This window comes from Mesorhizobium sp. f-mel (assembly GCF_053850215.1).
Genome location: NZ_JBSPTO010000012.1, coordinates 33,491 through 58,031, shown reverse-complemented (window position 1 = coordinate 58,031; position 24,541 = coordinate 33,491). Strand labels below are relative to the sequence as shown.

Annotated in this window: 18 protein-coding genes and 2 pseudogenes; 8 read left to right on the top strand and 12 right to left on the bottom strand. The window is 60.6% G+C overall.

Annotated elements, in window-relative coordinates; genetic code table 11:
* Window positions 1-17: 17 nt before the first annotated feature.
* Window positions 18-6,005: a DUF3320 domain-containing protein gene (locus tag ACWUKX_RS16660; RefSeq protein WP_456007972.1), complete on the bottom strand. Its 5,988-nt coding sequence runs from the start codon at window positions 6,003-6,005 to the stop codon at window positions 18-20.
* 334 nt (window positions 6,006-6,339) lie between these two features.
* Here ACWUKX_RS16660 and ACWUKX_RS16655 point away from each other — a divergent pair, with 334 nt between their 5' ends.
* Both ACWUKX_RS16655 and ACWUKX_RS16650 read left to right on the top strand, forming a co-directional pair.
* Window positions 6,340-7,599 (top strand): metallophosphoesterase family protein, encoded by a 1,260-nt coding sequence (locus ACWUKX_RS16655; RefSeq protein WP_456007971.1) that lies wholly within the window; start codon window positions 6,340-6,342, stop codon window positions 7,597-7,599.
* Window positions 7,596-8,138 (top strand): annotated as a pseudogene (locus ACWUKX_RS16650) (ATP-binding protein); the annotation flags it as partial. The gene ACWUKX_RS16655 and the pseudogene ACWUKX_RS16650, both read left to right, overlap by 4 nt.
* Window positions 8,139-8,180: 42 nt before the next feature.
* On the opposite strand, the gene ACWUKX_RS16645 reads toward ACWUKX_RS16650, so the two are convergent.
* The gene (locus ACWUKX_RS16645) at window positions 8,181-8,750 is read right to left on the bottom strand and encodes a hypothetical protein (protein ID WP_456008063.1); all 570 of its coding nucleotides are present in this window, start codon (window positions 8,748-8,750) and stop codon (window positions 8,181-8,183) included.
* Between ACWUKX_RS16645 and ACWUKX_RS16640 the strand changes: the two genes are divergently transcribed.
* The gene (locus ACWUKX_RS16640; protein ID WP_456008062.1) at window positions 8,718-11,066 is read left to right on the top strand and encodes an ATP-binding protein; all 2,349 of its coding nucleotides are present in this window, start codon (window positions 8,718-8,720) and stop codon (window positions 11,064-11,066) included. The two genes, ACWUKX_RS16645 and ACWUKX_RS16640, sit on opposite strands and share 33 nt — an antisense overlap.
* A 124-nt stretch (window positions 11,067-11,190) precedes the next feature.
* On the opposite strand, the gene ACWUKX_RS16635 is transcribed toward ACWUKX_RS16640, so the two are convergent.
* The 6 genes from ACWUKX_RS16635 to ACWUKX_RS16610 form a co-directional block, all read right to left on the bottom strand.
* A complete protein-coding gene (locus ACWUKX_RS16635) occupies window positions 11,191-13,416 on the bottom strand; it encodes a S8 family peptidase (protein WP_456007970.1) in 2,226 nt (741 codons plus the stop codon).
* Complete coding sequence (locus ACWUKX_RS16630) at window positions 13,413-14,552, bottom strand: AAA family ATPase (RefSeq protein ID WP_456007969.1); 1,140 nt, start codon at window positions 14,550-14,552, stop codon at window positions 13,413-13,415. Before ACWUKX_RS16630 ends, ACWUKX_RS16635 begins: the two co-directional genes overlap by 4 nt.
* A 176-nt stretch (window positions 14,553-14,728) precedes the next feature.
* Complete coding sequence (locus ACWUKX_RS16625) at window positions 14,729-15,628, bottom strand: HesA/MoeB/ThiF family protein (RefSeq protein WP_456007968.1); 900 nt, start codon at window positions 15,626-15,628, stop codon at window positions 14,729-14,731.
* Window positions 15,625-16,206, bottom strand: a complete 582-nt coding sequence (locus ACWUKX_RS16620; RefSeq protein ID WP_456007967.1) for a hypothetical protein — start codon at window positions 16,204-16,206, stop codon at window positions 15,625-15,627. The genes ACWUKX_RS16625 and ACWUKX_RS16620 overlap by 4 nt, the downstream gene beginning before the upstream one ends.
* Window positions 16,125-16,457: a hypothetical protein gene (locus ACWUKX_RS16615; protein WP_456007966.1), complete on the bottom strand. Its 333-nt coding sequence runs from the start codon at window positions 16,455-16,457 to the stop codon at window positions 16,125-16,127. Before ACWUKX_RS16615 ends, ACWUKX_RS16620 begins: the two co-directional genes overlap by 82 nt.
* A complete protein-coding gene (locus ACWUKX_RS16610) occupies window positions 16,454-17,164 on the bottom strand; it encodes a multiubiquitin domain-containing protein (RefSeq protein ID WP_456007965.1) in 711 nt (236 codons plus the stop codon). The genes ACWUKX_RS16615 and ACWUKX_RS16610 overlap by 4 nt, the downstream gene beginning before the upstream one ends.
* A gap of 158 nt (window positions 17,165-17,322) precedes the next feature.
* On the opposite strand from ACWUKX_RS16610, the gene ACWUKX_RS16605 reads away from it, so the two are divergent.
* The 3 genes from ACWUKX_RS16605 to ACWUKX_RS16595 are packed head-to-tail and all read left to right on the top strand — an operon-like array spanning window position 17,323 to window position 19,998.
* Window positions 17,323-17,721: a helix-turn-helix domain-containing protein gene (locus tag ACWUKX_RS16605; RefSeq protein ID WP_456007964.1), complete on the top strand. Its 399-nt coding sequence runs from the start codon at window positions 17,323-17,325 to the stop codon at window positions 17,719-17,721.
* Window positions 17,708-18,619 (top strand): ImmA/IrrE family metallo-endopeptidase, encoded by a 912-nt coding sequence (locus tag ACWUKX_RS16600; RefSeq protein ID WP_456007963.1) that lies wholly within the window; start codon window positions 17,708-17,710, stop codon window positions 18,617-18,619. The genes ACWUKX_RS16605 and ACWUKX_RS16600 overlap by 14 nt, the downstream gene beginning before the upstream one ends.
* A gap of 38 nt (window positions 18,620-18,657) precedes the next feature.
* A complete protein-coding gene (locus ACWUKX_RS16595; RefSeq protein WP_456007962.1) occupies window positions 18,658-19,998 on the top strand; it encodes an anti-phage deoxyguanosine triphosphatase in 1,341 nt (446 codons plus the stop codon).
* Window positions 19,999-20,666: 668 nt separating this feature from the next.
* Here the strand turns inward: ACWUKX_RS16595 and ACWUKX_RS16590 are convergent.
* Complete coding sequence (locus ACWUKX_RS16590; RefSeq protein ID WP_456007961.1) at window positions 20,667-21,044, bottom strand: DUF6074 family protein; 378 nt, start codon at window positions 21,042-21,044, stop codon at window positions 20,667-20,669.
* A 310-nt stretch (window positions 21,045-21,354) separates the two neighbouring features.
* On the opposite strand from ACWUKX_RS16590, the gene ACWUKX_RS16585 reads away from it, so the two are divergent.
* Window positions 21,355-22,035 carry a transposase gene (locus ACWUKX_RS16585; RefSeq protein ID WP_456007960.1) on the top strand — a complete coding sequence of 227 codons (681 nt, stop codon included), beginning with the start codon at window positions 21,355-21,357 and terminating at the stop codon, window positions 22,033-22,035.
* 53 nt (window positions 22,036-22,088) lie between these two features.
* On the opposite strand, the gene ACWUKX_RS16580 is transcribed toward ACWUKX_RS16585, so the two are convergent.
* On the bottom strand, window positions 22,089-22,493 hold the full coding sequence (locus ACWUKX_RS16580) for a Tn3 family transposase (RefSeq protein ID WP_456007959.1): 405 nt from the start codon (window positions 22,491-22,493) through the stop codon (window positions 22,089-22,091).
* A gap of 468 nt (window positions 22,494-22,961) precedes the next feature.
* Here ACWUKX_RS16580 and ACWUKX_RS16575 point away from each other — a divergent pair, with 468 nt between their 5' ends.
* Window positions 22,962-24,041, top strand: coding sequence for an HPP family protein (locus ACWUKX_RS16575; protein WP_456007958.1), 1,080 nt, complete (start codon window positions 22,962-22,964; stop codon window positions 24,039-24,041).
* A gap of 137 nt (window positions 24,042-24,178) precedes the next feature.
* On the opposite strand, the pseudogene ACWUKX_RS16570 reads toward ACWUKX_RS16575, so the two are convergent.
* Window positions 24,179-24,318: pseudogene (locus ACWUKX_RS16570) on the bottom strand (integrase); the annotation flags it as partial.
* Window positions 24,319-24,349: 31 nt separating this feature from the next.
* Window positions 24,350-24,541 carry a hypothetical protein gene (locus ACWUKX_RS16565; protein ID WP_456007957.1) on the bottom strand — a complete coding sequence of 64 codons (192 nt, stop codon included), beginning with the start codon at window positions 24,539-24,541 and terminating at the stop codon, window positions 24,350-24,352.

Below are 24,541 nucleotides of genomic sequence, written 5' to 3'. Positions count from 1 at the left end.
TTCCTGCAGGACTCTGGCTAGGAGGATCCAGCAATACGCTGTCTCGCCCTGGCGATCGCCTCGTCCAGCCGCGCGCGCGATACTGCGGCAAGGCGCTCAACTCCAAGAAGATGGGCCATGTCGCGTGCGGGATCGGGCATGTCGAGAAGTCCGGGATTGTCGATCACGACCGAGGCAAGCTCGGCCAACGGTATGTCGGCAATTGAACGTCGCGCTTCCTCGTTGACCGGGTGGCGATAGGGAAGGAGATCCGAGAGCCCGCCCTTTTTCCAAATGAATTCGCCGCTGGATTCCTGCGTGCGATCCAGATCTCGCAGGTTCAGGTCGATCCTCTCGCGGATGCGGCCGCCCGTGCGCAGCCAACCGTGAACTCGTGCAATGCGCTGAGCGAGAACGTCGGAGCGCAATGGGCTCTCCACGTCAACGACGGCTTCGATCATCCCGCGCAGCGTGGTGCCGTAGCTAAACTCGAAGAATTGCTCGGGGTCCGGCCGAAAGTCGGTTAGATCCGTCACACGATAACGTCCTTGCTCGCCCTGGTTTTGGGTTGGCTCGCCGACCATTGTTGAAAATGCTCCAAATCCCGAGGGCTCGGGAGCTGTGGGACCATTTGCCGAAACCAGCTCAACCTCGGACGTGGCCGGGAGGAGCAGGGGCTCCTCGATCGGGGCCGGTGTCTGATCGCTGGGCTCGTTTGTCGGCTCGATCTGCTGACCCATTTCCCAGCGCGTCGTCACCTCCTCCGTCTGCTCGTTCGAAGGACGGGCCCGGCTCTCCTCAAGCAGGGTCTCTAGACTGGTGTGAAGGCGTTCGGCACATCCCTTTGCGTCGAACCACCAGTCCGTCGACCAAACGCGCAGGATGGTCCAGCCGAGCCCTGTCAGGACCTGCTCGCGAACCTTGTCACGGTCCCTTGCCGTCGCCGACCGGTGGTAGGTCGCCCCATCGCATTCGACGCCTGCCAGATACGCCCCAACCATATCTGGATGGCGGATTCCCAAGTCGATGCGGAAGTCTGAAATCCCGACTTGCGGAACGACCGTCCATCCCCGCCGCTCCAATTGCTCTGCGACTGCCTCCTCGAATGGCGAATCGAAACCACCGACCGATCCAAGATCCTGGGCGGGCAGCGCAATTGGGCCCCGATCGGCGTAGTCGAGGAATGTCTTCAGATGCTGCACCGCAATCGCCTTGCTTCGCGAAGGATCGATCTGGTCTGCGGTGAAGCCGGAGAAAACGATGAGCTCCTGGCGAGCGCGTGTTACGGCGACGTTGAGGCGGCGCTCGCCGCCGTCTCGGTTCAACGCCCCGAAGTCCATCGCGGGTGGCTTTCCGGAGGCATCTCGATAGAACGTGATCGAGAACAGGATCACGTCCCTCTCATCACCCTGGACGTTCTCGAGGTTCTTCACGATCGTCGGCTCGACCCGGTCTTCGGCGAAGAACCATTCGAGTTCCGGATGGTCCCGGCGCGCGGCATCCAGCAGGTCCAGGATCAACGATTGTTGTTGCGCATTAAACGTGATCACGCCAAGCGTCGGTCGTCCGTTTTCCGGCAGCGCCAGCCAGTCCCTCATGCGGTTGACTGCCTCGCCCACGACGGCCATGGCCTCGATCTTGTTCGTGCGGCTCTTGCCGCGATCGTAGACGCCGTCCGGCACCCGGTGCAGGCGAACCGCGCGATCGTCCACCGCCGGCGAGGGAAACGTGACCAGGCGGTTGCTGTAATAGTGATAGTTGGAGAACGCGATCAGCGACTCGCTTCGGCTGCGGTAGTGCCATCTGAGATCACGCACCGCGATCCCGGACGCTCGTGCCTCGTCGAGGATGCTTTCCAGATCCTTTTCATGGTCAGCAACCTCCCCTTCATCCTCGTTGCGGCCGAAGAAATTGGTTGGCGGCAACTGCTTAGGATCGCCCACGATGATCGTCTGCCGCGCCCTGGCTATGGCCCCAACGGCGTCCCAGGTGGTGATCTGCGATGCCTCGTCGAAGATCACCACGTCGAACAGCGCTTGGTTGGGAGGAAGGTACTGCGCAATCGAAAGCGGCGACATCAACATGCAAGGGGCAAGCTTGGCGAAGCTCTGCGGCATCTTGCCGATCATGTCGCGGATGGACTGGCTCGGCCGCTGAAGCTCCATTTGATGTCGCAGCAAGCCCAGTTCTGAGTTGCGTGAAACGCTCTGGACCGGCGCAAGTCCGTGCGCGAGCGCGCTGACGACGCGCTGGGTGGCTTGCGTGCGCACCAGATCGTCGATCTCACGAAATTCCGTGATGGCATTCTCGTGCTGGAACCTGCGGAAGTTTCGCAATACCGCGTCGCCGTCGACAACCGTCGGCAACCACCATCTTGCGTAGCCCAGACGAAAGGCCGACCGCGCCTGGTCAGGAGGGATCGTGCCCGTCTCGATCTGCTCAACGAGAGGCGCAAGATGGTGCTGGACCGCCTGCCTCCTGATCCGGCACCAGGCCGACCAATCGCGAAGCAGGTTTCGGGCGCCTGCTAGCGCGATCAGCTTGGCTCTGATCGCTTCAAGGCCCGGACCATCCGCAGGATCCGGAAGCTCGCGTGCCGCACTCTCGCCGAACGCCACTCTCGCAGCTCGGAATCCCTCGACAGCTGCCAGCAGCCTGTCGCCCGCTTCGCGAAGCCGGTCGTTCTCAAAGGTGCCACGCAAACTTGGCGCGACGGAACGGATGACGGCCCGGAACTCGTCTGGGCTCTGTCCAGGAATGCGAAGTGACACGCGAAGTCGTCGGGCGAGATCGAGGATGCCGGCGACGGCCTTCACGTCCGTTGCCAGACCTTCGATAGGCAGTGGCTTGCCTGCCAGTGGACTTTGGTCGACCGCCGCCAGAAACTCCCTCAACCGGCGAAGCAGGGGAAGCTGCTTGCCGGGGTCGGCGGTGCCGCGTTGTGCCCGGCTTTGAAGCAGTTTCTGGATCTTGCTTTTGCCGAGCGCCGATTTAGGCCAGAACGATGCTTCCGCATCACGCCATTGGCGGTCCAGGGCGTCCAGGTCGAGGTCACGAACAGTCGCGACGTCATAGCTGGCGGAAAGGCTGCGCTCGGTCTCTCGATATGCCTCTATCGAGCGTTCCAGTTTGGCAACCGCTTCCCCAAAACTGGAGAAATCCCGGTCGAACGCAATCGAGATATCGCGATTGCGGGTCTCAGCCAGAATCTGCGCCAGGCCCGTGAGCGACTGGAGTTCCGCATGCGAGAACGTCTCACTAGGCGCAAGACCGAGACCGGACTGGAAGTCTCGCATCGATGCCATCATTTGGCCGATGGCGGAGTGCAGAGACGTCGCCGCAGCCAGCAACCTCAATTGCCAATCGCTGCTCCACTCTGCAACATCGATCAGCTCCAACGCCGGCTGACGTTCGACCGACACAAAGACCAGGCCGACCTGTGCGGCCAGTTCCTCCAGTGCGAGAAGAGTTTGTGCGTCATGCCCTTCGGGCGTCTGCCATGTGAACGCCGGTGCCGGATGATCATTCGATTTGAGTGCAATGCCCAATGCCAGATAGGGCGTCCAACCGTTCTGATAGGGCTTGTGAAGTGCCGCCACATAAGCATTCAACTCGTCGCGGCGCAGGCGAAGCCGCTCATTGATGGCGATCCATTGCGACGCGTCTGCGCGGCCTCCATGCTCCCAAGACGCTTTCAGTTGGGCGAGGAAATGCCTGCGATCGGCCTTGTTCGAGTGCAGTTCGATGCAGTGATTTCTAAGTCCGTGCTCGCGCAGCCGGCGATAAACGACATCCAAGGCCGCGGTCTTTTCGGCCACGAACAGGACCGTCTTGCCCACCCCCAGGCAGTTGGCGATCATGTTGGCGATCGTCTGGCTCTTTCCCGTCCCGGGCGGCCCGACGATGACGAAGTCGCGTCCCTCGGCTGCCGCCATGCTTGCGGATGTTTGCGACGAGTCCAGCGGAAGGAGGCTTATGATGTTTGAGGGCTCATAGGCACGATCCAGCTCTGCCTCATCGCGAAAGGTCGACTGACCGTCTGAGCTCTCGAAGGCCTGCTCGGGCGTGTCTATGAGGTGGCGAACGACCCTGTTTTGACGCAACGCGTCGGTGCGTTCGACAAGGTCCTTCCACATCAGGAACTTTGCGAAGGAGAACGTCGACAGCGCGGTCTCGTCGATCACCTCCATGCCAGGGACATCGCGGACCGCCTGTCGCATCGAGGACAGGATGCGCGGCACGTCGATTCCGCTGTCGTCGAGCGGCAAATCGCCAGCGAACTGGGGAAGACGAAGTTCGAAATCCCGCTCCAGGAACTGAAGAAGCGTGGCATTGAAGCGTGGCTCGTCCTCATGGAAGCGGATCGTGAAGCGCGAACTCGCGCTCCGCCTTTCAAGCCGAACCGGCACCAGCAGCAGCGGCGCCCGGTAGCTGCGTTCATCCTCCGGTTTCTTCTTCCAGCGAAGGAAACCGACAGCGAGGAACAGCGTATTTGCTCCACCCTCGGCGAAGTCGTTGCGAACCTGCCGGTAGAGGTCGATTAGCCTCGCTTCCAACTGGCGGGCATCCAACGTGGAGGCGAGTTCATCCCTGAGCAGCGCTTCAGCCGCGAACCCACGTTGCAGATCGCGACCGTGAACATCGCGATAGAGCTCTGCGTCTCGTTCTCCTAAAGGGTTTTGCTCGGGCAGGGAAATGAGCCGAACCGCAGCGCCATTCGCCAGCCTGTCCTCCAGATAGGCCACGTCCGTGCACAGGAACGGTATCGTCTTCTTCGAGTCTGGGAAATTAATCAGACGGTTCCTGAGCGTCAGGTCGAGCAGCTTCTTTTGCCAGCGATCGATGCGCCCCGCCGCTGTGGTGGGCTTGATTTCAACGGCCTCGGCCGGCAACTCGCCCATTGCTGGCGCGGCAGGAAGCGGCAGAGCCGTAACGGCGGCAGTCTCTTCATCGGCGGTGTTGCGCCGGACGGGCTCGTGCGAGGCGAGCGGCGTGATGCCGCCGCTGCGCGATCGTCGCACGTCGATGGCTGCGACGAAGGCATGCGCCTGCTCTTCGGCAAGGCGGACACTGAGCGCATTCTGCGCAGCCTCGAGCGTCAGCGCGGGCCGGTGCGTGACGCCTGTGGTTTCGAACGCGATGAATTCGCGCGACGCCAGTGCCTTGCGGACCTCCATCTGATCCGTTTCAACCGCATTTGCATAGGTGCGCTTGGCTAGCCAGACCCCAACAGCCGCGTGCCCGTCGAACATCAGCACAGCAGGATGCAATCCTGCTGCTTCCAAAGCAGCTGCGAAGAGAAGCGATGTGTCCAGGCAAGTCGCGAGGCGCTCCTCGGCGATGGTCGTGGGGCGCCTGATTTTCTGGCCGCGGCTCTCGAAGCTGGCGGGAGGCTCGGCATAGTGCAATCCCATGCCGGAGATCGCCGAATAGATGGCGGCGGCCAGCATGTATGCCCGTTGTGGGTTTTGCGATTGATAGCCGTCGAGGCCGCTCGGATGGCCGTGCGCGGCAAGCCGTTCTGCTGCCGCCCTCAGAATCGCCGCCACGCCAGGATCATTTGGCATCACGAAGGCTGGAAGCAATTGCGCCATATCGGCAACGCCACCCCACTCGTCGCGCGCGAGCAGCCTGACAGTCAAATGTCGCTCGTCAAAGACCTCACCCGCCGCGGTCAGGCGCAACGTGATCTCACCCCGCTCGGCCTCATTCAGACCGGCAAGGTAGCCAGCGTCGAGCTCGACCTTGCGGTCGCTCAACTGAAGCCTGTCGCCAGGAACGAGACGGTCGACCGTCCAGGTTTTCGGCCGCAGGAATGATGGCGACGACGTCAGTTCGAGCCGGCAGTTCTCTAGACTGCGGGCAGAATCGTTATCGAGCCGGACGGACCGGATAACCGGGATCGCATTCTGATATGATGCATAAGTGAAGCTGGACGCAACGTCAGCGAGGATGCTCGGGGTAGGCGAGCTATCCGCTATCGCACCATCATTTTTTACTAACTCTGAACTATCAGCAGATTGCATTGACCCCACCCCCCGAATTCAGAGTAGCGTTTTTTGCGAGATATAAAAGGCGCCTGCCGGATGATTGTGACCTGCACCATTGCAAATGCTTCGCTTATCCACGCAATGGTTGACGCCCGAGAACCGAAAACCTGATCAGGCCAAGTACGTCGTGCAAAGATCGTCGCTCGGGCCGAGCTTGATGTCGCGAGACTCACCAGGACTGTTGCCCAACGCTGTCGGACTTTGCTACCGAAGTCCTGAGAGCCGTGGCCGTTCGCCATACGGTTTGGCCGACTTGGACTTAGTATCGGCATTTGCCTGAACGTCTGTTCGGGCCTGGAGAGCGCCCCGGATGGCATTTCGTTTTGTTCATACGGCCGACATCCATCTCGATTCGCCGCTGCGCTCGCTCGCGCTGCGGAATTCCGAACTCGCCGAACTCGTCGGCGATGCCAGCCGCCAGGCATTCGCCGCAATAGTGGATCTTTGCCTTGCGGAGTGTGTCGACGCTCTGGTCATTGCCGGCGATCTTTACGATGGCGACCAGACCTCTATGAAGACAGCGCGCTTTCTGGCCGCCCAGATGACGCGCCTGCACCAGGCCGGCATCAGGGTCTACATGATCCGCGGCAACCACGACGCCATGTCGCGGATTACGAAGCAACTCGTGCTGCCGGATACTGTGACGACTTTTGGCGGCCGCTCCCAATCCGTGATCCAGTCTGGCGCGGGGGTGGATGTCGTTTTTCATGGGCTGAGCTTCGCCAGCCCAAAGGCACCTGAAAGCCTGTTGCCCAAATATGCAGGCCCGCAAGACGGAGCGGCGAATGTCGGCCTCATGCACACCAGCCTGGCCGGCTCGCCAGGCCACGACCCCTATGCACCCTGCAGCGTCGCCGACCTGCACGGCCACGGCTTTGATTACTGGGCGCTTGGCCACATTCACGTCCGCCAAGTGTATTCCGGCGCGAACACGCTCGTCATGCCGGGAATCCCTCAGGGGAGGGATATCAACGAGGCCGGCGAGAAGTCGGTCACGCTGGTGACCATTCGCGACGATCGCTCTGTCGAGATCGAGGAGAGGCTCACCAGCGTGGCGCAGTTCGAGCGAGTGAACGTCGATCTGACTGGGGCGTTGGAATGGAGCGAGGCCATCGCCCGCATCCGATCAGGGCTCGAGCAATCCCGGGAGACTACCAGAACCCGCTACCTTGTTGCCCGGCTTGGCCTGATTGGCACTTCTGCGCTTTCATGGGCGATGATCCGCGACCGGGACTTGGCTGTCGCAGAAGCCGAACAAGCCGCGGAGCAGGTGGGCGATACCTGGGTGGAGAAGGTGGAGCTTGCTCTTTCGGCTCCTGGTGTCGGGGATTTGACAAGCGTTGGGGATCCCACTTTGGAGCTCGCGCAGTCCATGCGCGCCAATGCGGGCTCAGAAGCATTTCGGTCCGACGCGCGAGAATTCGTGCTGAAGACGATCGCGGACCTGCCGCCCGATGCGCGCGCCTTCGCGGGCAAGGACGAGGCGGGGCTCGAACAGTTTCTCGATGACGTGCTTGCACGCGGCATCGACCTGGTCGCAGCCAGCCTCAAGGCAGGTGGAACGCGATGAGATTGCGGCGCCTCGATCTCACGCGCTACGGCAAGTTCACCGATAAGGCGATCGACTTCGGAGAGAAGCCGCTATCTGGCCCTGATCTGCATATCGTGTTCGGTTTGAACGAGGCTGGCAAATCGACGGCGCTTTCCGCGTATCTTGATCTGCTCTTCGGCATTGAAGAGCGCAGCCGCTACAATTTCCTGCACGAATACAGCTCGATGCGCATCGGCGGACTGCTCGAATTCGAGGGGCGGGCGCTTGCCGTTTCCCGCACCAAAAGCCGCAGCAACTCGCTGCACGACGCCGAAGGCCAGCCGCTGAGCGAGATTGCCATTTCGGCTCACCTCGCCGGATTGTCCCGTGATGCCTACAGCAGCATGTTCTCACTGGATGACGAGACGCTGGAAGCAGGTGGCAAGGCGATCCTTGAATCCCGTGGTGATCTCGGCAAGCTCCTCTTCACCGCCAGCGCCGGGCTCGGTCATGCTAGTGACGTTTTGGCCGCATTAGAGACGGAGGCAGATGGGCTTCACCGAAAACAGGCCCAAACTACAGAAATCGCGCTGCTGAAGAAGCGGTTCGCGGAGCTCAAGTCACGCAAGGAGACGATCGACACCCTGGCCTCGACATTCGAGGCGCTCGAGGCTGAACGGGTCGAGGCCCAGGATAAGTATGATCGCAGCCTGGCTGAGCGCTCGGCGTTGTCGGCGCGTCTCGCCACAATCGACCGATATGCGCGCGCCTCTCCGATCCTCGCGGAGATCAAGCGCAAAGCAACCAGGTTGGCTGAGCTGCCTGACATTCCGTCCCCACCACGGACCTGGAGCGGCAGCGTCGCCGATTTGATCGATCAGGACGCGCGGTTGAGGACCCGCCTCCAGGCCAATGCCGACGAGATCGACCGGGCGAAGGCAAAGATCGCAGCAATCGCTGTCGACGATGCCGTGCTGGCGATCTCCGAACAGGTGCGCGGACTTGCCGATCGCAAGGCACGCTATGTGTCCGCAGGCATGGATCTGCCGACCCGCAAGATGGAAGTCCAGATGCTTGACCAGGTGGTGGCGAACTGTCTCGCCGCGCTTGGCAAGTCGGCCGAACAGGATCCGTCCCGGCTCATACTGCCGGCGTTTGTGGTCGGCACGCTTCGGAACATGGTTGAGCAACGCTCCGGCATCACGACGAGCTTGCGGATGGCCCGCGACGAAGCCGCTGCCGCGCTTGACGGGCTAGACGCTGCCCGCGCTCGGGTCAGCGAGGAGAGGGCGGTGCCCGAGCCCGCAAGGGCCAGGCTGATGGCAGCCGCGTCAGAGGCGAAAGCCAGCTATCACGCACGCGAGATAAGAGAAGCGCGTGTGTTCGAGGACGAGCGGCAAACAAAGCTGGCCGATGCGATGCGGCGCCTTCGGCCGTGGTCGGGAGATGCGGACGCACTTTCGAAGATGTCGGTGCCGACAGCGACGCACATTGCTTCGTGGAAAACACTGTCTGCAGATCTTGAAAAGGAAAAGGCAGTCTTCTCCGAGCGCCTGGCTGAGCATGAGCAAAGCCGGGTATCTACTTCGTCACGCATGGCTGCTGTCCGCGCCTCGGTCGATCTCGCCGACGATGACACAGCGGCAGCCATACGAGATGAGAGAGACGAGGCCTGGCGAAGCCACCGAGCCGACCTCACGGCCGAAACCGCAGATGTCTTTGCCGCAGCATTGGCTAAGGACGATCACGTCGGCGCGGCTCGTTTAGCCCATGCAGGCGAGCTGGCGGATCTTCGGGCAATCAAGCAAAAGGCGGCCGAGACGGAAGCCGCCATAGAGCGCGTGAGCTGCCAACTCGCCGGGGTGGCCCAGCGCGCAGAAACGGCGTCAGCTGAAATCAAGCAAGTTGCGAGCGCCTTGCTTGAGGATTGCCAGGCCCAGTCGCTCGACCTGCTGATAGCAATGCTGGAAGAGCGCATTTCCGCCCGCGCCGACGGGCTTGCCGCCTGGGACGAAATCCTGCTCGCACGCGCAAGGATTGAACGCGCAACAGCCGAAGGAGAGCGAATTCATTTCGGAATGGCTGCGACTCTTCAAAGTGTTGGAATTCAGTCGGAAGCTGGTGAGGCCATCGAGGCAATGGCGGTAGCCGCTGAACGCTTTCTGGACAGGCAGGCGAAGGTCGATGCGGAACGAGCGGAGGCGCTGAGGAGTGTGGCTGCGAAGGAAGAGGAATTGGCTGCTAGGCGGCTCGCTGTTGAAATTGCCGAGCGGCGAGAGGGCGCATGGCAGGCGGAAGTCAAGGAAACGCTCAAGGGCACCTGGCTGGAGGAGGGCGTGGCCGGAACCGGGCTTGGCAGCGTGCTTGATCAGTTATCTGAGCTCTCTAAGGCCCTGCAGGATCGTGAGGCCATGCGTATCCGCATCCGCAAGATGGAGGCCGACAAGGTTGCTTTTTCCGAAGAGGTTGCCCGCCTTGTTGCTCAGGCCGGCGAGAGTGCGAGCGACGACGCGCCAGAACAGGTGACCGCCAGGCTGACAGAGCGCCTCGAACAAGCCGAGCGCGCTCGCGAGGCGAGGACGAATCTCCTGGTTGATGTCCAAAAGCTTCAGGATGGCCGCGATGCACTGGAAATCGAGAGCGCGGCACATGAGGCGACAAAACAGGATGTGTTGAACGCCTTTGGGGTCTCCAGTTTGCCCGAGGTCGTCGCGCGCGATGAACAGCTTCGCGAGCGAGACCGCCTGCGCACTGCCCTTGTCGAACTTGAAGAACAACTGTCGAGCGAGCTCGCCGTCGACGACATCATCCAGGCGCGCTCGTTGCTCCAAGGCCTCGATCTCGACGGGCTCGCAATCGAAAAGGCGGAAGGCGAGCGACGCCTCGCCGACCTCGATGACTCACTGCAACAGCAACTCGTCCGGCGCACCCGGGCCGTCGACAAACTCGATGCGATTGGCGGCGACAGCGCAGTTGCCCAAATTGATGCCGAGCGCCGCACTGTCCTTCTCGAAATCGAGGAAAAGGCCGTCCGCTATATCGAATTGAAGCTTGGGGTGATGTCGGCGGCGAGCGCGCTCCGGGTCTATCGAGAACGTCACCGCTCTGGAATGATGAGCGAGGCCTCCGACGCCTTCGCACTGATCACGCGGGGCCAGTACACAGGCTTGACGACCCAGCCGGTAAAGGGCGGCGAGGTCCTCATCGCAACGCAGCAGGATGGCCAATCGAAAGTCGCAGACGCTCTGTCGAAAGGCGCGCGTTTCCAGCTCTACCTGGCTCTACGCCTCGCCGGATATTATGAGTTTGCCAAGCTCAGGCCCGCTGTTCCGTTCATCGCCGACGACATCATGGAAACCTTCGACCATCTCAGGTCGGAGGAAGTTTTCCGCCTGTTCGGCGAGATGGCCAGTGTAGGCCAGGTGATCTATCTCACCCATCATCAGCACTTATGCGAGATTGCGAAGTCGGTCATTCCCGACGTCGCCATCCACGAACTCGGGTAATTCAAACGGCATTGTTGTTGGCGCGTTCTCGAGGTAAGGCGCATCGCCAACGAACCGCTTCGCGCCTTATTTCGGCGTACAGGTCACTTTTGCAAAGGCCTGACAGCAGACCTTTTCCGCTCATTCAGACAGCTACTGGGATATCGATCACCGGTTGCAACGTTTCCAGCTGAAGGGCATATTTTCTCACAATACGTTCATACAGATCTTGGATTTGCTTGGCTTGGACACTGACAACAAGCGCGTAAGGCAATTCAACATCAGGCGTAAAATTTCGCCCGCCCATGCGGGCATTGTAGTGGATGTCCAGCACAGGATTCTGCAGCGTTTGGCCAAGAAATGAAACAGATGTGTGGAGGCAGTTCTCCCATTTCCACGCATCGCGCCTCAGTTCGTCCTCCATAAGACCTTTCTGCGTCTTGCCGAAGAAGCTCTTGCTATCGGCATGGACCTGTTTCGGGTCCTTCCGTTTTTCATCATGCGGCCGAAATGTTGGTTCGAGACCGGCACGCGTGTAGTTGCCAGGGTGGTGAGGATCGACGCCGGTTGGATAGCAGAGAGTCGCTGTGATCCTCACTTTGCCAGGAATTGAACCGGGTGGGACAGGAATCGGCGCCCGAATGTAGCGCGTCGGCGCAATGCTGCCCTGATAGATGACGCGAACCGTATCGTCGTCGCAGAGGAGGATGTCCTGCACCGACCGCGCCACGCGGCCGCGTCCTACTTCGGCGCACGCCAGATCGGTGGTCTCCGTGCAATGCACCAACAGCGCGCGCACCGCGAGCATACTGATGGTCGGTCCAAGGTGTGCCCGAATCCCGGCGGCGAGCCGAAGCGAGGAGGGTGCCGCAAAGGACGTTCCTTCCGTCGCCTCAAGCTCCACGGCGTTATTGTCGCCGAGCACGATGAACGGCCGTTGGAGACATCCGCCAAACTCAACGAAATCGGGCTTTACCAATCCCGGGCTCCGGCCAGGGCCGATAGAGCTGTAGCCACATCGTTTCCAAACCGCATCAGGCGCGTCGCATGCTCCGACCGCGATTGCGTTCACGCAGTCAGCCGGGACCTGAATCCTGTTCAACCCGTCTACAACCGATCCGTCCCCGTTGTTGCCGACCGCGACGGTGGCAAGAACCGTGCCTCGGGACAGCCGATCGTCGATCACCGCGGTCCAAGCGTGGACTTCGTCGTCCTCGATCGGCAGTTCCGGCCCAAGGCTGAAATTGGCCAAATCATACTCATGATCGACAAGCGCTTTGTCGATGCGTCCCAGAACATCATAGAGTTCATAGCGGTTTTCGGTCAGCGTCCCGACGTCGAGAACGCGGTAGTGATCGACTGTGGCATAGGGCTTGGGGATGGGCTTCGTCGGATCGATGTGACCGAACAAAAATGCCGACGTGACGCTGAGGCCGTGCTTCTGAAAAAAACCGAGAGGCTTGCCAATACCCGGTGGATCGATCGCATTCACCCACTTGCGGATCGGGTGCCTGTCGGGAATCCCCCCATCGAAGATGGCCGCCCGAATAGTCGTATCGAGTGCCGCTTCTCTGGGTAACTGAACCCCTTCGATCGGGATGCGGGACGACCGGAACGCCGGGCGAAGCATTCGCAGTGCCGGCATCTGCCGGAGCGCTCTTACGGGCGCGAACATAGCAATGCGCTCGATAAGCGTGGCTGGTGCCTCCAGTTCGACGAAGCAAAGCCCTCCTGCGAAGAACCGCCGGTTCAGGGGCTGATCGATGCCGATCTGCTTAAGATACTCCCTGAACTGCGAGAGCACGCGCTTCAGGCCCAACGGTCCGTCGGCATGAAGCACCGCTTCAAGAACGGCCTTGCCCGCTTTCGGCAGACTGCCCTTCAGTTTTTCACGGGTTCGTACCACGCCGACCTGCTCAATCGTCGCAAGTTCTTCCGCAGCAGGTGCCCCCTCGTTCCATCCCGGCATCGATGATTGCCAGGCCCGGAATGCGGCGCGGGTTCCCATCACGAAAAGCTCGGTTGTGATCGTTTCCTCGGGCTCGCGGCCTCTCGAACGCTTCTCGGGTGTGATGCGGCGAGGCCGGCTGCCGACCGTATCAAGCCCCAACCGTTCGAGGAGCCGGTCGGGGAAGTAGGACTTCGCAATGTATTCCGGATTCAAGGTGATCGTCGCGACGGCGCGATCGTCCGGGCACGCTTCCGCCGGCAAGGAGTCGATGCTGCGCACGGTCCTTGACAGCATCGGGGTCAGTCGCTGCCGCGCAGCCGCGAACGTGTAGGGATGGTCTTTTGGACCGCCGCCGCGGACACCCACGACGTCCTCAATAAGCCGTTCGCCTTTGCCGAGGAGAAAGTTCTGCTTCTTCATGGCGTGTCTCGGTCGGTTCGACGGCGCAGCTTGCGCTTCGGCGCGGCCCGGTTTCGAATTGTATCGCGAGCGACGCCTGTCAGCACACGCGCCTTGCGCTGCGAGACGAGGCCGTGATCCACCAGCGCTGTGGCGACCGCGATGCGACTGGCCTTGTCGGTAACTTGACGTCCCGCGAGGATGGCCAGGCGATCATCGAGCGGCACATCGTTGATCGCGGCATAGCGTCTGGCCGATACAAGCTCGCGCTCGATGTCGCTAAAGGATTTGCCTGCGAACGCGACGGCGAGCGGAGCGGTCCATGCCGGCGTGTGCGGAAAGACCGGCGCTAAGGTTTCGGTCAGGAACTGCGCGATGGCGGCCTGGTTGGGGAGCGGGAACGAAATATGGGTTTCAAAACGGCGCCAGATTGCAGGATCCAGCAGTGAAGGATGGTTCGTGGCGCCCAAGAGAATGCCGGAAGCCGGCCAATCATCGATCTGCTGGATCAGAACCGTGACAAGTCGCTTCAATTCGCCGATTTCGCCCTGATCGTCGCGCCGTTTCGCGATGGCATCGAGTTCATCAAGCAAAAGGACGCAGTTTATGCCTTTTGCGTAATCAAGAACGTGGCGCAGATTTCCGCCCGTTCGACCGAGCAAACTGCTCATGACAGCGGCGAGGTCAAGGATCAGTAGTGGGCGCTTGAGTTCGCGCGCAAGCCACCGCGCTGCCATCGTCTTTCCAACGCCCGGGGGACCGACGAACAACGCCGACCGGGTCGGCTGGAGGCCGGCCCGATTGAGTGAGGCCGCGTTGCGCCGCTCCGCAACGATCTGGTCTAGGGCCGCCGCCAACTCGGGCGCGAATACAGGTTCGTGGTCAATTGTCGGTTCTGTTTCAACGCGCAACAGATGCAGGCGTGAATCGAGATCAACTGGCAGCGGGATTTCCGCCTGCTTTCGCAGCGGCGAGGAGAGCGTCGGCGACTCCTGAAGAAGGGTGGTGAGCGAATCCGCAAGCGGACCTTCGCTGGTGCGGTACCGCTTGGCCGCACGGTGCAGCATGAGCTGTACATCCTGAATGCGGCCGGAAAGGGCGATGCGCGCGAGCTTCAGATAGTCGGTGGCGAGATCGGATTTTTTGCCTTCGGTCATGGTTCCTGCGGTAGTCAGAGGTGAATGGGCGCAAGCGTACTGAAATGTGGACGATTCTGGAAGGCTACCCTCCAGAATCGTCCACTCTTACATTTTTCCCAATGTTTACCGTGATATGCCTGCGTAACGCGTGGTAGCCGCCACGGTCAGCATCCATCCGCGGTGGCGAGGTGTCCTTAGCCCGAGAGCCAATCCCAGACCCGCTGCCACCACGATCTCGCGATCGTCGGATGAATTACTTCGCGTGCCGCCGGCCGGGGGCGAACCTGCTGGGTGCGAACGTCAAAGAGCGGGTCGCCGGCTTCATCCATCGGATGATGTGCACAGGCGCACCCTTTGAGCATCGCCATGCGCTTGTTCGGCGTGATCGACCCCTTGTTGCCGTCATAGTCGAGAAACACGAACGCAGGCGGACCCTTGAACCAGGGTGTCAGGATCTGCGTCACGATCGAGACGGCGGTTGAAGCAAGCACACCGTTCGACCACACCACTTGGGGCCGCGAACCCGCAGCGCCATAACGCTGAGCCTCCTGCGTCAACCTCTCATCAGTGATCAGACCGCAGCATCGCAGGCAGGGCTCGCCCGGCATCGAGAGGATAACTTGCCCGGTGACGAGATGGCCGGCACCCCCGATGGCGTGCACGTCCATCCCAATGTCGACGTAAGGAATAAGGTGCTTGCGCGCAAAGCGTTCAAGCTCGTCGCGGTCCTTGAAACTATCGACCGCCCCGACGATAACATCGCACTGCTTGAAATCGTCGACGGCATCCTGCCATTTTCCCGGCACGAGGACGATCCGCGCGTCTGGCTGGAGCCCGCGGATCATGCGCGCCGCGATATCGACTTTCGGCCGCGCGACCGCCACGTCATCGAGGGTGCCGCCGATCAGGCGGTTGGTGTTCGTATCTTCAATAAAGTCCGGATCGGCAATGACGTAGCCGCCAACTCCGATATGCGCGAACTGCTGCACAATATGGGAGCCGCCGCCGCCGGCGCCGACAATTCCTACCGTTGCGGAGCGCAAGATGTTCTCGCTATTCGCCCCAAGGAAACTCTGTCGCTCAAGCCGGGTCATGCTGCGCTCCACATGCTGGTCGGCACGCCGACTGCGTTGAATGTCGTGATGAAGGGATGCGGTTCGTTCCGACCCAGCCAGACTTGCCCGAAGGCGGCCGTGTCGCTGAGGACGATGGCGCCGTGCACCGCAAACGGCGCGACGGATACGAAATTGGGAATGAATTTCGCGTTCTCGCGGTTGTCAACGCTGCTGAAGCCGGGAACGCCGCGTCCGCCGTGGTTGTGGACGTGAAAGATCGCCGCGCGGCCGTTGATAGCCCATTGACGAGCGCGGCGGATCGCAGACGCATCGATCATGGCGCCGACGCTCCGATCATCAAGGTACTCCGCGTCGTCGACCGGGCGGTAATCGCGCGCCAGGATAAGCAGCTCGTCATGGGCAGCGGCCAATCCCGCCGCAATGAAACCAACGCGTTCGTGCGCGATCGCATGCGGCCTTCGCAGGTCACTCCGTATCGTGTCGAGCAGCTTTTGCGTGATCTTGAATCGGATCTTCATGCCACGGCCCTCAGGTGAGCAGAGAGCATCTGCGTCCACTTCAATGTGGCGGGCACATGATTCCAGGACGGAGCCCACCAGTTGCGCTCGACCACACGGTGCTGGTTCCAGTTGGCGCCGCGCCCCGCGATCTGCTGCGCGAAGAACAGACGGGTGATGTAGCCGGAGTGTGCGAAGGGAACGAGAAGGAGGTCCATCCGCTGCGACTGGCCACACGCCAAGAAGCCGAAGGCAGGCAACAGCGCGACATGCCGGCCGCCCTCCTTGAGGAGGACGGCGCTGTCATGCATCGCCTGCAAGCCGGCGAACTCCTTCAAAGGGTCGCTCACGACGACCCTCCACACGGCACCTGTTCGAAGAACTTCATCCCGTCCTTGACGCGGAGCTCGCCGTCCGGTCCCAGGGGCATCAGCTGACCTTCGTTGTTGAGATATTCCAAGATGTAGCCCGCCTGGACGCCGAACAGGCTGACCAGCTGTTCGGTCGAGTACTTGCCACGCGGGATCTCACGCGGATCGTTTTCGAAGTAGACCGTGATGAGGCGTTTCTCGGTGTGGAGGTTCTCGGTGCCACCCGGCGCGAGATTGATCACGCCGTCATGCGGCAGCTCGATCTCGTCGCCGTCGCGCTCGAGAACCACGATCTCGTCGCGGCCCACATGCCCGGAATCGCGCAACTCCTGCACCAAGACCTTAGCAACACCCCATTCGAAGCCGTAGCCGTTGAGCGTGAAGCGGAAGATGCGATCGCTCTTGAAGGCGCGAAACACCTCGGTACCCGCCAAGGCCAGGTTGACGGTCTCGTCAAGGCCGATCGAACGCGACCCGCGACGGGTGAACAGGATCAACACGTGGTCGTTGAAGGGATCGAAACCTGCCTTCTCGAGAACGCGCCCGCCGGTCGGCTCCGGCTTGGCAAACTTCACGACGACACCGTTGACGGTCGTGGCGAACGAGCCATCGGCGTCGGGGGCACGGGCAGCCGGTCCAATGAGGCTGCTGGGACCGGATTGCTCCGGGAGGTCCATATTTTCCATTTTTCAGCTCTTTGCTTGATGCACCCGACCCAATGCCGAGGGCTTCCGCTAATATGATGCGGCATGCAAAGAATGTCAAGCATCTTGCAAGCATGCTTGACATTTCAAGCAAAACGCCTTAATTTCGCATTCCAAATCAAGGGCTTCAGGAGGATTTTATGCCGAACAGCGGCGCAGGGCCGGGGAGCAGGCTCACGCTGGGGAAATATCTTGCTTCAATACGCACCGACCGCAATCTCTCACAGCGTGACGTTGAAAAAGCCACAGATAAGGTCGTTTCAAACGCCTATCTCAGCCAAATCGAGAATGACCAGATCAAGAAACCCAACCCGAACATCCTGCATGCGCTCGCCGAACTCTATGCGGTGAGCTACGAAAATCTGATGGAGCGCGCAGGTTTTGTTGTTCCGACGCGCAGCCGGAGCGGGGACGACCAGCGCCACGGACGGCTGCCAACCTTCGCAGATCACAACCTCACCGCCGAGGAAGAGGCGGAGCTAATCAAATATCTCGGTTACCTACGCAGCACCAGGAAGAAGCCGGGTGGTCAAGACTGACGACAGCTCCATTGATCCAGACCAGGAGCGCGCCGTGCATGATGCAGCACGGCGCGCTCTCGACCGCGCATCGGCATGGGGCGTCTTTCCCACGCCTATCGCTGATATCCTGGCGGCCGCGAGGCTGCGCGTCGCGCCGAACAGCGCCTTCGATCCGCGTCGCATCGTCGCTTATGTTGCCGACAAGGCCGAACGGTCAGCATCGGTCTTGAAATCCGCAATTTCTAAGGTACTGGGCATTTATGATGCCGGTGACAGCATCATTCACATCGACGACACTGTTCACCCATCAAAGCAGAATTTCCTGAAGCTCCATGAGGCGGGGCATCATGAGATGCCGACGCACCGGAAGATTTTTCGCTTCTTCCAGGATTGCGAAAAGCACCTCGATCCCGACATTGCTGACTCGTTTGAACGCGAAGCCAACAACTTTGCGCGGTTCGTTCTCTTCCAAGGAAACACGTTCCGTGACGTCGCGGCCGACCACGCGCTTGAGATTAAGACGGTTCTGAAGATCGCGCCCGACTTCGGGGCGTCGATCTATGCGTCGTGCCGCGAATACGCCCGTACCCATCGGCGGGCCTGCGCGGTCTACATCCTGGAGAGGATTACCTTTTGCGAACGCACCGGGGCGCGGGCCGAGATTCGCCGGATCGAAGTCTCTGCGGAATATGCGCGGCAATTCGGACGGCCGACGGAGACCGCCATAACGCTCAACCATTCCCTCGGCAAAGTGCTTCCCATCGGACGCAAGATGACACGCGCGACCCCCGTTTCGGTCACCGATCGAAACGGCCACGCCCATGAGTGCCTTGCAGAAGCCTTTGACACCACCTTTAATATCTTGATCTTGGTTTACCCGGTCCGGGAACTTGGTTCGAGGTTGAAGGCCCGCTGAACGGGTCATCTTTCGTTGTGTCGTCTGTGGGGGTGTCGATGGTGTGGGCAGATCGCCGCGAGGCATGGCAGCAACGATCATTCGATGCGCGCACGCCAGGCGATGTTGATTATGCGCGCGTCATCCACTCAGCCTCATTTCGGCGCCTCCAAGGCAAAACTCAGATCTTGAACCTGGGCGACAGCGACTTCTACAGAACACGTCTCACGCACTCGCTCGAGGTTGCGCAGATAGCTGTCGGGCTGACGATCCAACTCCGGCACAATCTGCCCAGCCACGATGCAATCCAGTACCTGCCCGAGCGAAGCATGATGCAGGCGATCGCCTGCACTCACGATCTCGGCCACCCGCCGTTCGGCCATGGCGGCGAAGTCGCGCTGAACTACTGCATGCGAGATGCCGGCGGCTTTGAGGGTAATGGGCAAACGCTTCGTATCCTTTCGAAGCTTGAGAAGATGTCCCAAGCGGCTGGCTCCAACCTCACGCGCGAAACGATGCTCGGCGTGCTCAAATACCCTGTGCCGTACAGAGAAGCCGCAAGCCCAAGCAAGAGACCGAAGCTCCTGGAAGATACCAGTGGTACGCCGATCCTAGATCGAAAGGCGTCGAAACCACCGAAATGCTACCTCGATTGCGAACAAGATGTCGTCGACTGGCTTCTCGAGCCGCTCGCGCCGGCCGATCGAGAGGAGTTCCAAGCGTTCAACGAGGTGCCGGGAAAGCATCAAGAACCCCGCCATAAATCGTTCGCATGCACCCTGATGGATCTGGCAGACGACATCAGCTTCGGTATTCACGATCTCGAAGACGTGCTCGCGATGCGGCTTATTTCGCGGGCCGATTTCGAGAAGCACGTAACGCCTCAACAGTGCACCGCGCTATTGGACTACCTCAACTCGGAATACCCGGGCCAATACGGTAATGACGTCTATGCAGGGTTTGCTGACCGGCTCTTTGGCGACGGGAACGAGCGGAAACATCAGATCAATCGCGTTCTGAATATGGTGATTCCTTCCGTCGATATTCACGAGAAGTCGCAGTTCGCGGAACCGCGTATAAAATATCAGGCCGTGCTCCCCGCGCCAGTGATGGCATTTGTGGTGGCGATCAAGGATCTCGTACGGGAGGAAGTCGTCTACAGCCCAAGCGTTCAGCACCTCGAGTTCAAGGGCCAGATGATGGTCATCGCTGTCTTTGAGGTGATGCGTTCAGACGCGGAGAAATTTCTGCCGGCCGACGTTTTTGAACGATATAAGGGGGCCTCCGATCCCTTGCGCCACATCTGCGACTACGTCGCGGGCATGACGGATGGATATCTTCTGAGGACCTATGACCGGCTGTTCAGCCCTAGGATGGGCTCTGTCTTCGATAAACTTTAGTGGACGTGCCGCCATACCCCAAGGGGTAACAGGCTGTCCTTCCTCGGTCTTGGCGGATACAGTTCCAGTAGCAGCGGAAGGAATCGCGGTGCCTTTGTTCGATTACAGCGCATAATTCTAGCTGTACGGTGACCAAGAGGAAACGTGCCAATGACGTACGTCAGCTCTCGAGTTCCAAGACAAGATTGGCGGTCGCATTCCAACCGGCGCGCTGACTGAGTCGTGGCGGCGGTCATCATTCGCTGGGCGCACGCGGCATCGACCGATGCGGCATTCTAACTCTCCAGTTCCGTCAGCAGCTCTCCGAAACGGCGCTGGAGAAGTCGGTGCCACGGCAGCGAGCGAACCATTTGATGTTCATGATTTGTGCGCCGAAAGTCGCATAAAAGGCAGACTGGAATTCAAACATTCCGGCTCATTGTTTTCGCGGGTTCCGCTCGTGGAAAAGCTGGGTGGCGCAGAACCGTCGGCCTTCCATGAATGCGGATTTCCGCATCGCCTAGCCATCGTCGATGCGGAATCTTATCAAACCCGAGAGCACATTCGCGTGCATGATTTCGAGTAACGCGGCGATCTTTTGATCCGCAACCTTGCACTTGACGGATGCAGTGGTGCTACGCTTGCGGAGCCCGGAGCTCCACACGGCGATCCTTCGTCGTGAGCCGATGCTATCGTGAAAGTTTCGCAGCACTCCGAGTGGCTAGATCGCCTAAGACAGCATGAAGAAGCGTTCCAACTTCTTGTTCGGCGAGCCCGGGTGCAATTCCTGATTCGGACAGTTGAACGAGAATTGCCTTGGCGGTGCTGCGCCAGAAGGCATTCGCGTCCTCCCCGTGCTTGGATTCCAAGACCCGGGCGATACCTTCGACCAATTTCCGCCGCCGATGCAGCGGAAACGCGCTTATGTTCGAATCACACATCAAACACCTCACGCCTTCAGTCTCGCGAATAAGCATTGGCGGGTTAGAAAATTTGGTTAACAGCGCTTTTTGACAGCGGCCAGGCTCGGTGGACGGTGCCGCATACAGCCACTGGTCGCGGCGCATGGTCGAGTTCGAGTTCCTGTTCAAGAAGTCATTGGCGATGATGAGCCGCGAGGGATTGCGCAGGGAGCGATTTGGGCAGGCAGGCTCTTGGTCTTGAGTCTAGGGCGTGTTCGCCGCCCCCGTCCGCAGCCACGCTGCATCGCGAGGGACTTACTTTCGGCGCCACCGCGGGATTGAGATCGGCTTCCACGGAGTTGCCAACGGGCGGACTGATGGATAAAGGCCGGTGCAAACAAGAAGCGCGGGTACGCTTTATTCTGACCGGGCCGTGACCTCTTCAGCAAACAACTTTCTCTCAAAGGAAGAAACCATGAGGCGCCAGACGCGACCATTTATCGTTGAAATCAAACAGAAGCGTGGGCGTCAAAGACGGGTCGGGCCTATTTGGGGTGATTTCGATTTCTCAGCGGCGATCGCCGAGACGACAAATGAGCTTGAAGAGACAGAGCTGCCAAATTGTCAGATTATTGACTCCAATGTGATATCCGCCGATCGTGAACGTGTGTTCAAACTGCACGCGGAGCCTTTTATGCCAGATGTCAAAGACGCTGAACCTATAGAAGCCACCTCTGAGCCGGCTGTCAAAGCGGGGTCGCCAAAGAGGAGAGCCCCGCAATCGCGGAAGACGAAGGCGCAGCCAATGTCATCTGCGCGCACCACTGGAGCCACGCCGGCATCCTCAGCGGCTGAATCATCGGCAGCTGTTCGGAGCGGCCGGAAAATCTACTCCGAAGAGGAGCGGGCCCAGAAGCTCTCTGAGATCGAAAAGTCGATGAACGGTGGCGCTACTTTGAAGATGGCGGTAAGCCAAGCCGGCATAGCGGAGCAGACCTACTATCACTGGAGGAAGGCCGCGACACCTGTATCGGGCAGCGATGATCTGAAGGACCTTGTCGCGCTCGAGGACGAAAACAAGCGACTGAAGAGCCTGCTCGCCGAACGCCTTCGCAAGGAGAATGCGGAACTGAAGAAGAAGCTTGGATTGGCGTAGCAGGCCGGTGTCGACCGCGCGCCCGGGCTAGAAATGGCTGTGTCAGAAGGGCGTCACGACACGAAAGTGGTGAATCTGTCCGACTTTCTAGAACATACGGTGATCACGCTGCGAGAATGGATGTTTCTCGCCGCCTTGACCTGAGGTCGGCGGTCCGTCGGAGTCCAGATGTAATCGCCAGTGAGACTGATAGGCTGACACCCGAGCGGGGTGATCGGTTTGATCACATCGGGCGGCGTGGCGATGCCTTCCCGGTTGAGCTCGGCGAAGGCCGGCTCGAGATAGAGAGTGTTCCAGTAGGCGATGGCATTGATCAGTAGCTTCAGCCCGGACGGCCGATAGGACGGACTCTCGAAGGTCCTGTCCCGCAATTCTCCGAGACGGTTGAAGAACAATGCGCGGACCAAGGCGTTCTGGGATTCGCTCTTGTTAAGGCCCCCAGTTGCGTTCCTGCGCATTTCGGGTTCTGCCACCATTGAGGCAGGAAGGTGTGGACCGATTGATGGCCGAGATCGCGTATCGCCAGCGCCAGTCCGTTCTGACGCGGGAATGCGGACAGCTTCGCCTGCAGGGGTCGGGGCTGCAATAACGCTCCAGAAGTCCGCCGAACCCCAGATCGGAGCGGCGGCATCCTCTTCCGATGCGCACCCCACAAGAGGTTCACATGACGAAGCTTCTCGACAATCACGCCGGAATCGTCGAGCCCCGAAGAAGCCGCTCACTGATGTCGGGGCAGCCTGACGCGCATCTTCTTTTCCCTGGCGTTTTCTTGCATCCCCTTAGCCAGGCGGCATCCCGCACTTTGCTCCCTCACGCAATAATATTCTCCCGTGCGGCGACTTTCCGAATTGGCTTGACTTCCAAATCTGTAGCTTCGGCCGCATTGCAGACCGCGGAAGTTCCGACCACTCGCTCCAGGGCTTGCCATGGCCTTTCGCCTCTTTGTTCCGATCCTTGCCGGTGCGACGCTACGAGAGCGGCTACTTGCCTGCATCGGCGCCATGATCGGCATCGCATTGACCGGCGCGATCAGTGCGCTGGCGATCGGGCCCGGCGCGCATGTCGCACTGCTGGTGGCGCCTATGGGAGCATCGGCCGTGCTGCTTTTTGCCGTGCCTTCAAGCCCGCTGGCGCAACCTTGGTCGATTATCGGCGGCAATACTATTTCGGCGCTGGTCGGCGTCACTATTGCGCAGTTCGTGCATGATCAAGTGATCGCATCGGGCCTGGCGGTGGCACTGGCAATCGCGGCCATGTCATTCACGCGTTGCCTGCATCCGCCGGGCGGCGCGGCGGCGCTGACGGCCGTGCTCGGGGGACCGGCCGTGATCGGCGCCGGCTTCCTTTTCCCCTTCGTGCCGGTGGCGCTGAATTCGGCAGTACTGGTGGCGCTCGGCTTTATTTTTCACGTTCTGTCACGGCGCAACTATCCGCATTTCCACGTGGCCGCCGCAAACAGTCACGGCACCGCGGACCGGCCGCCGGTAGAGCCCGTCGGATTCTGGCCCGAAGATGTCGATGCTGCGCTTTCCGCGTTGGACGAGACTTTCGATATCGGCCGCGACGACCTCGAAAGACTACTGCGCCAGGTCGAGCTGCAGGCGGCGGCGCGCTCGCAGCGAACGCTGCTTTGCCAGGACATCATGTCCCGCGACGTAGTTTCGGCCTCCGAAAATGCCTCGGCCGATGAGGCCAGAAAGCAGCTGCTCGACCACAACATCCGCACCTTGCCGGTGACCGACGCCGAAGGCCGGCTGGTGGGTGCGGTTGGCCTGCGCGAGCTGACGAAGGCAACCGATACGGTGAAGGGCGTGATGTCGAAGGCTGACACCGCCTCTCCCGACAAGCCGGCGATGCGCCTGCTTCCCGTGCTCACCGACGGCCGCAGCCATGCCGTAGTCATCGTCGATGCCGAGCGACGCATCCTTGGCCTGATCACCCAAGCCGACCTGCTGGCGGCGGCAGCGCGCGTGCACATGGCAGACACAACGCTCTCACCGGCGTAAAATAGTGATCCGGTTTGCTCAATCCGGGAGCCTTTTGCCGACAGTCGCATCCAATCCATGAAAGACCGTGTGGTCGCAGGGCCGCGGTGACGAAGCCAGCAACGTTAGTTGGAGGCTGTGGCACCGAGCGGTGCTAGCTGCTGAATGGCTTCCGGCAGCGGATGCCGCGACGGGCGGTCTCGGTGGGATAGCCGGACCGCAGGCCGTGGGCACTGAAGGCGTTTGGGTCGAGCTCGGCCGCGGCGACGCGGCGTTTCAGGATCAGATTGACCGCCTGTAATCCAGCCCGCAATTTTGACCTAACGGTTTCAGGCCGGCGGCAGGGGAGGGGCCTTTAAAGCCCCGAGCTGCTTTTGCACATAGCGTTCCTCGACGTCGGCCAAGGAGGCGAGGCCTGACCGGAGCGAATGCCCGGAAAACAGCAGCTCACGTTCTCCTTCCGGAAGATCGGAGCGGACGCCGGCGGCGAGTGCGGTCTGCTTGACCAGGCGAGCGAACAT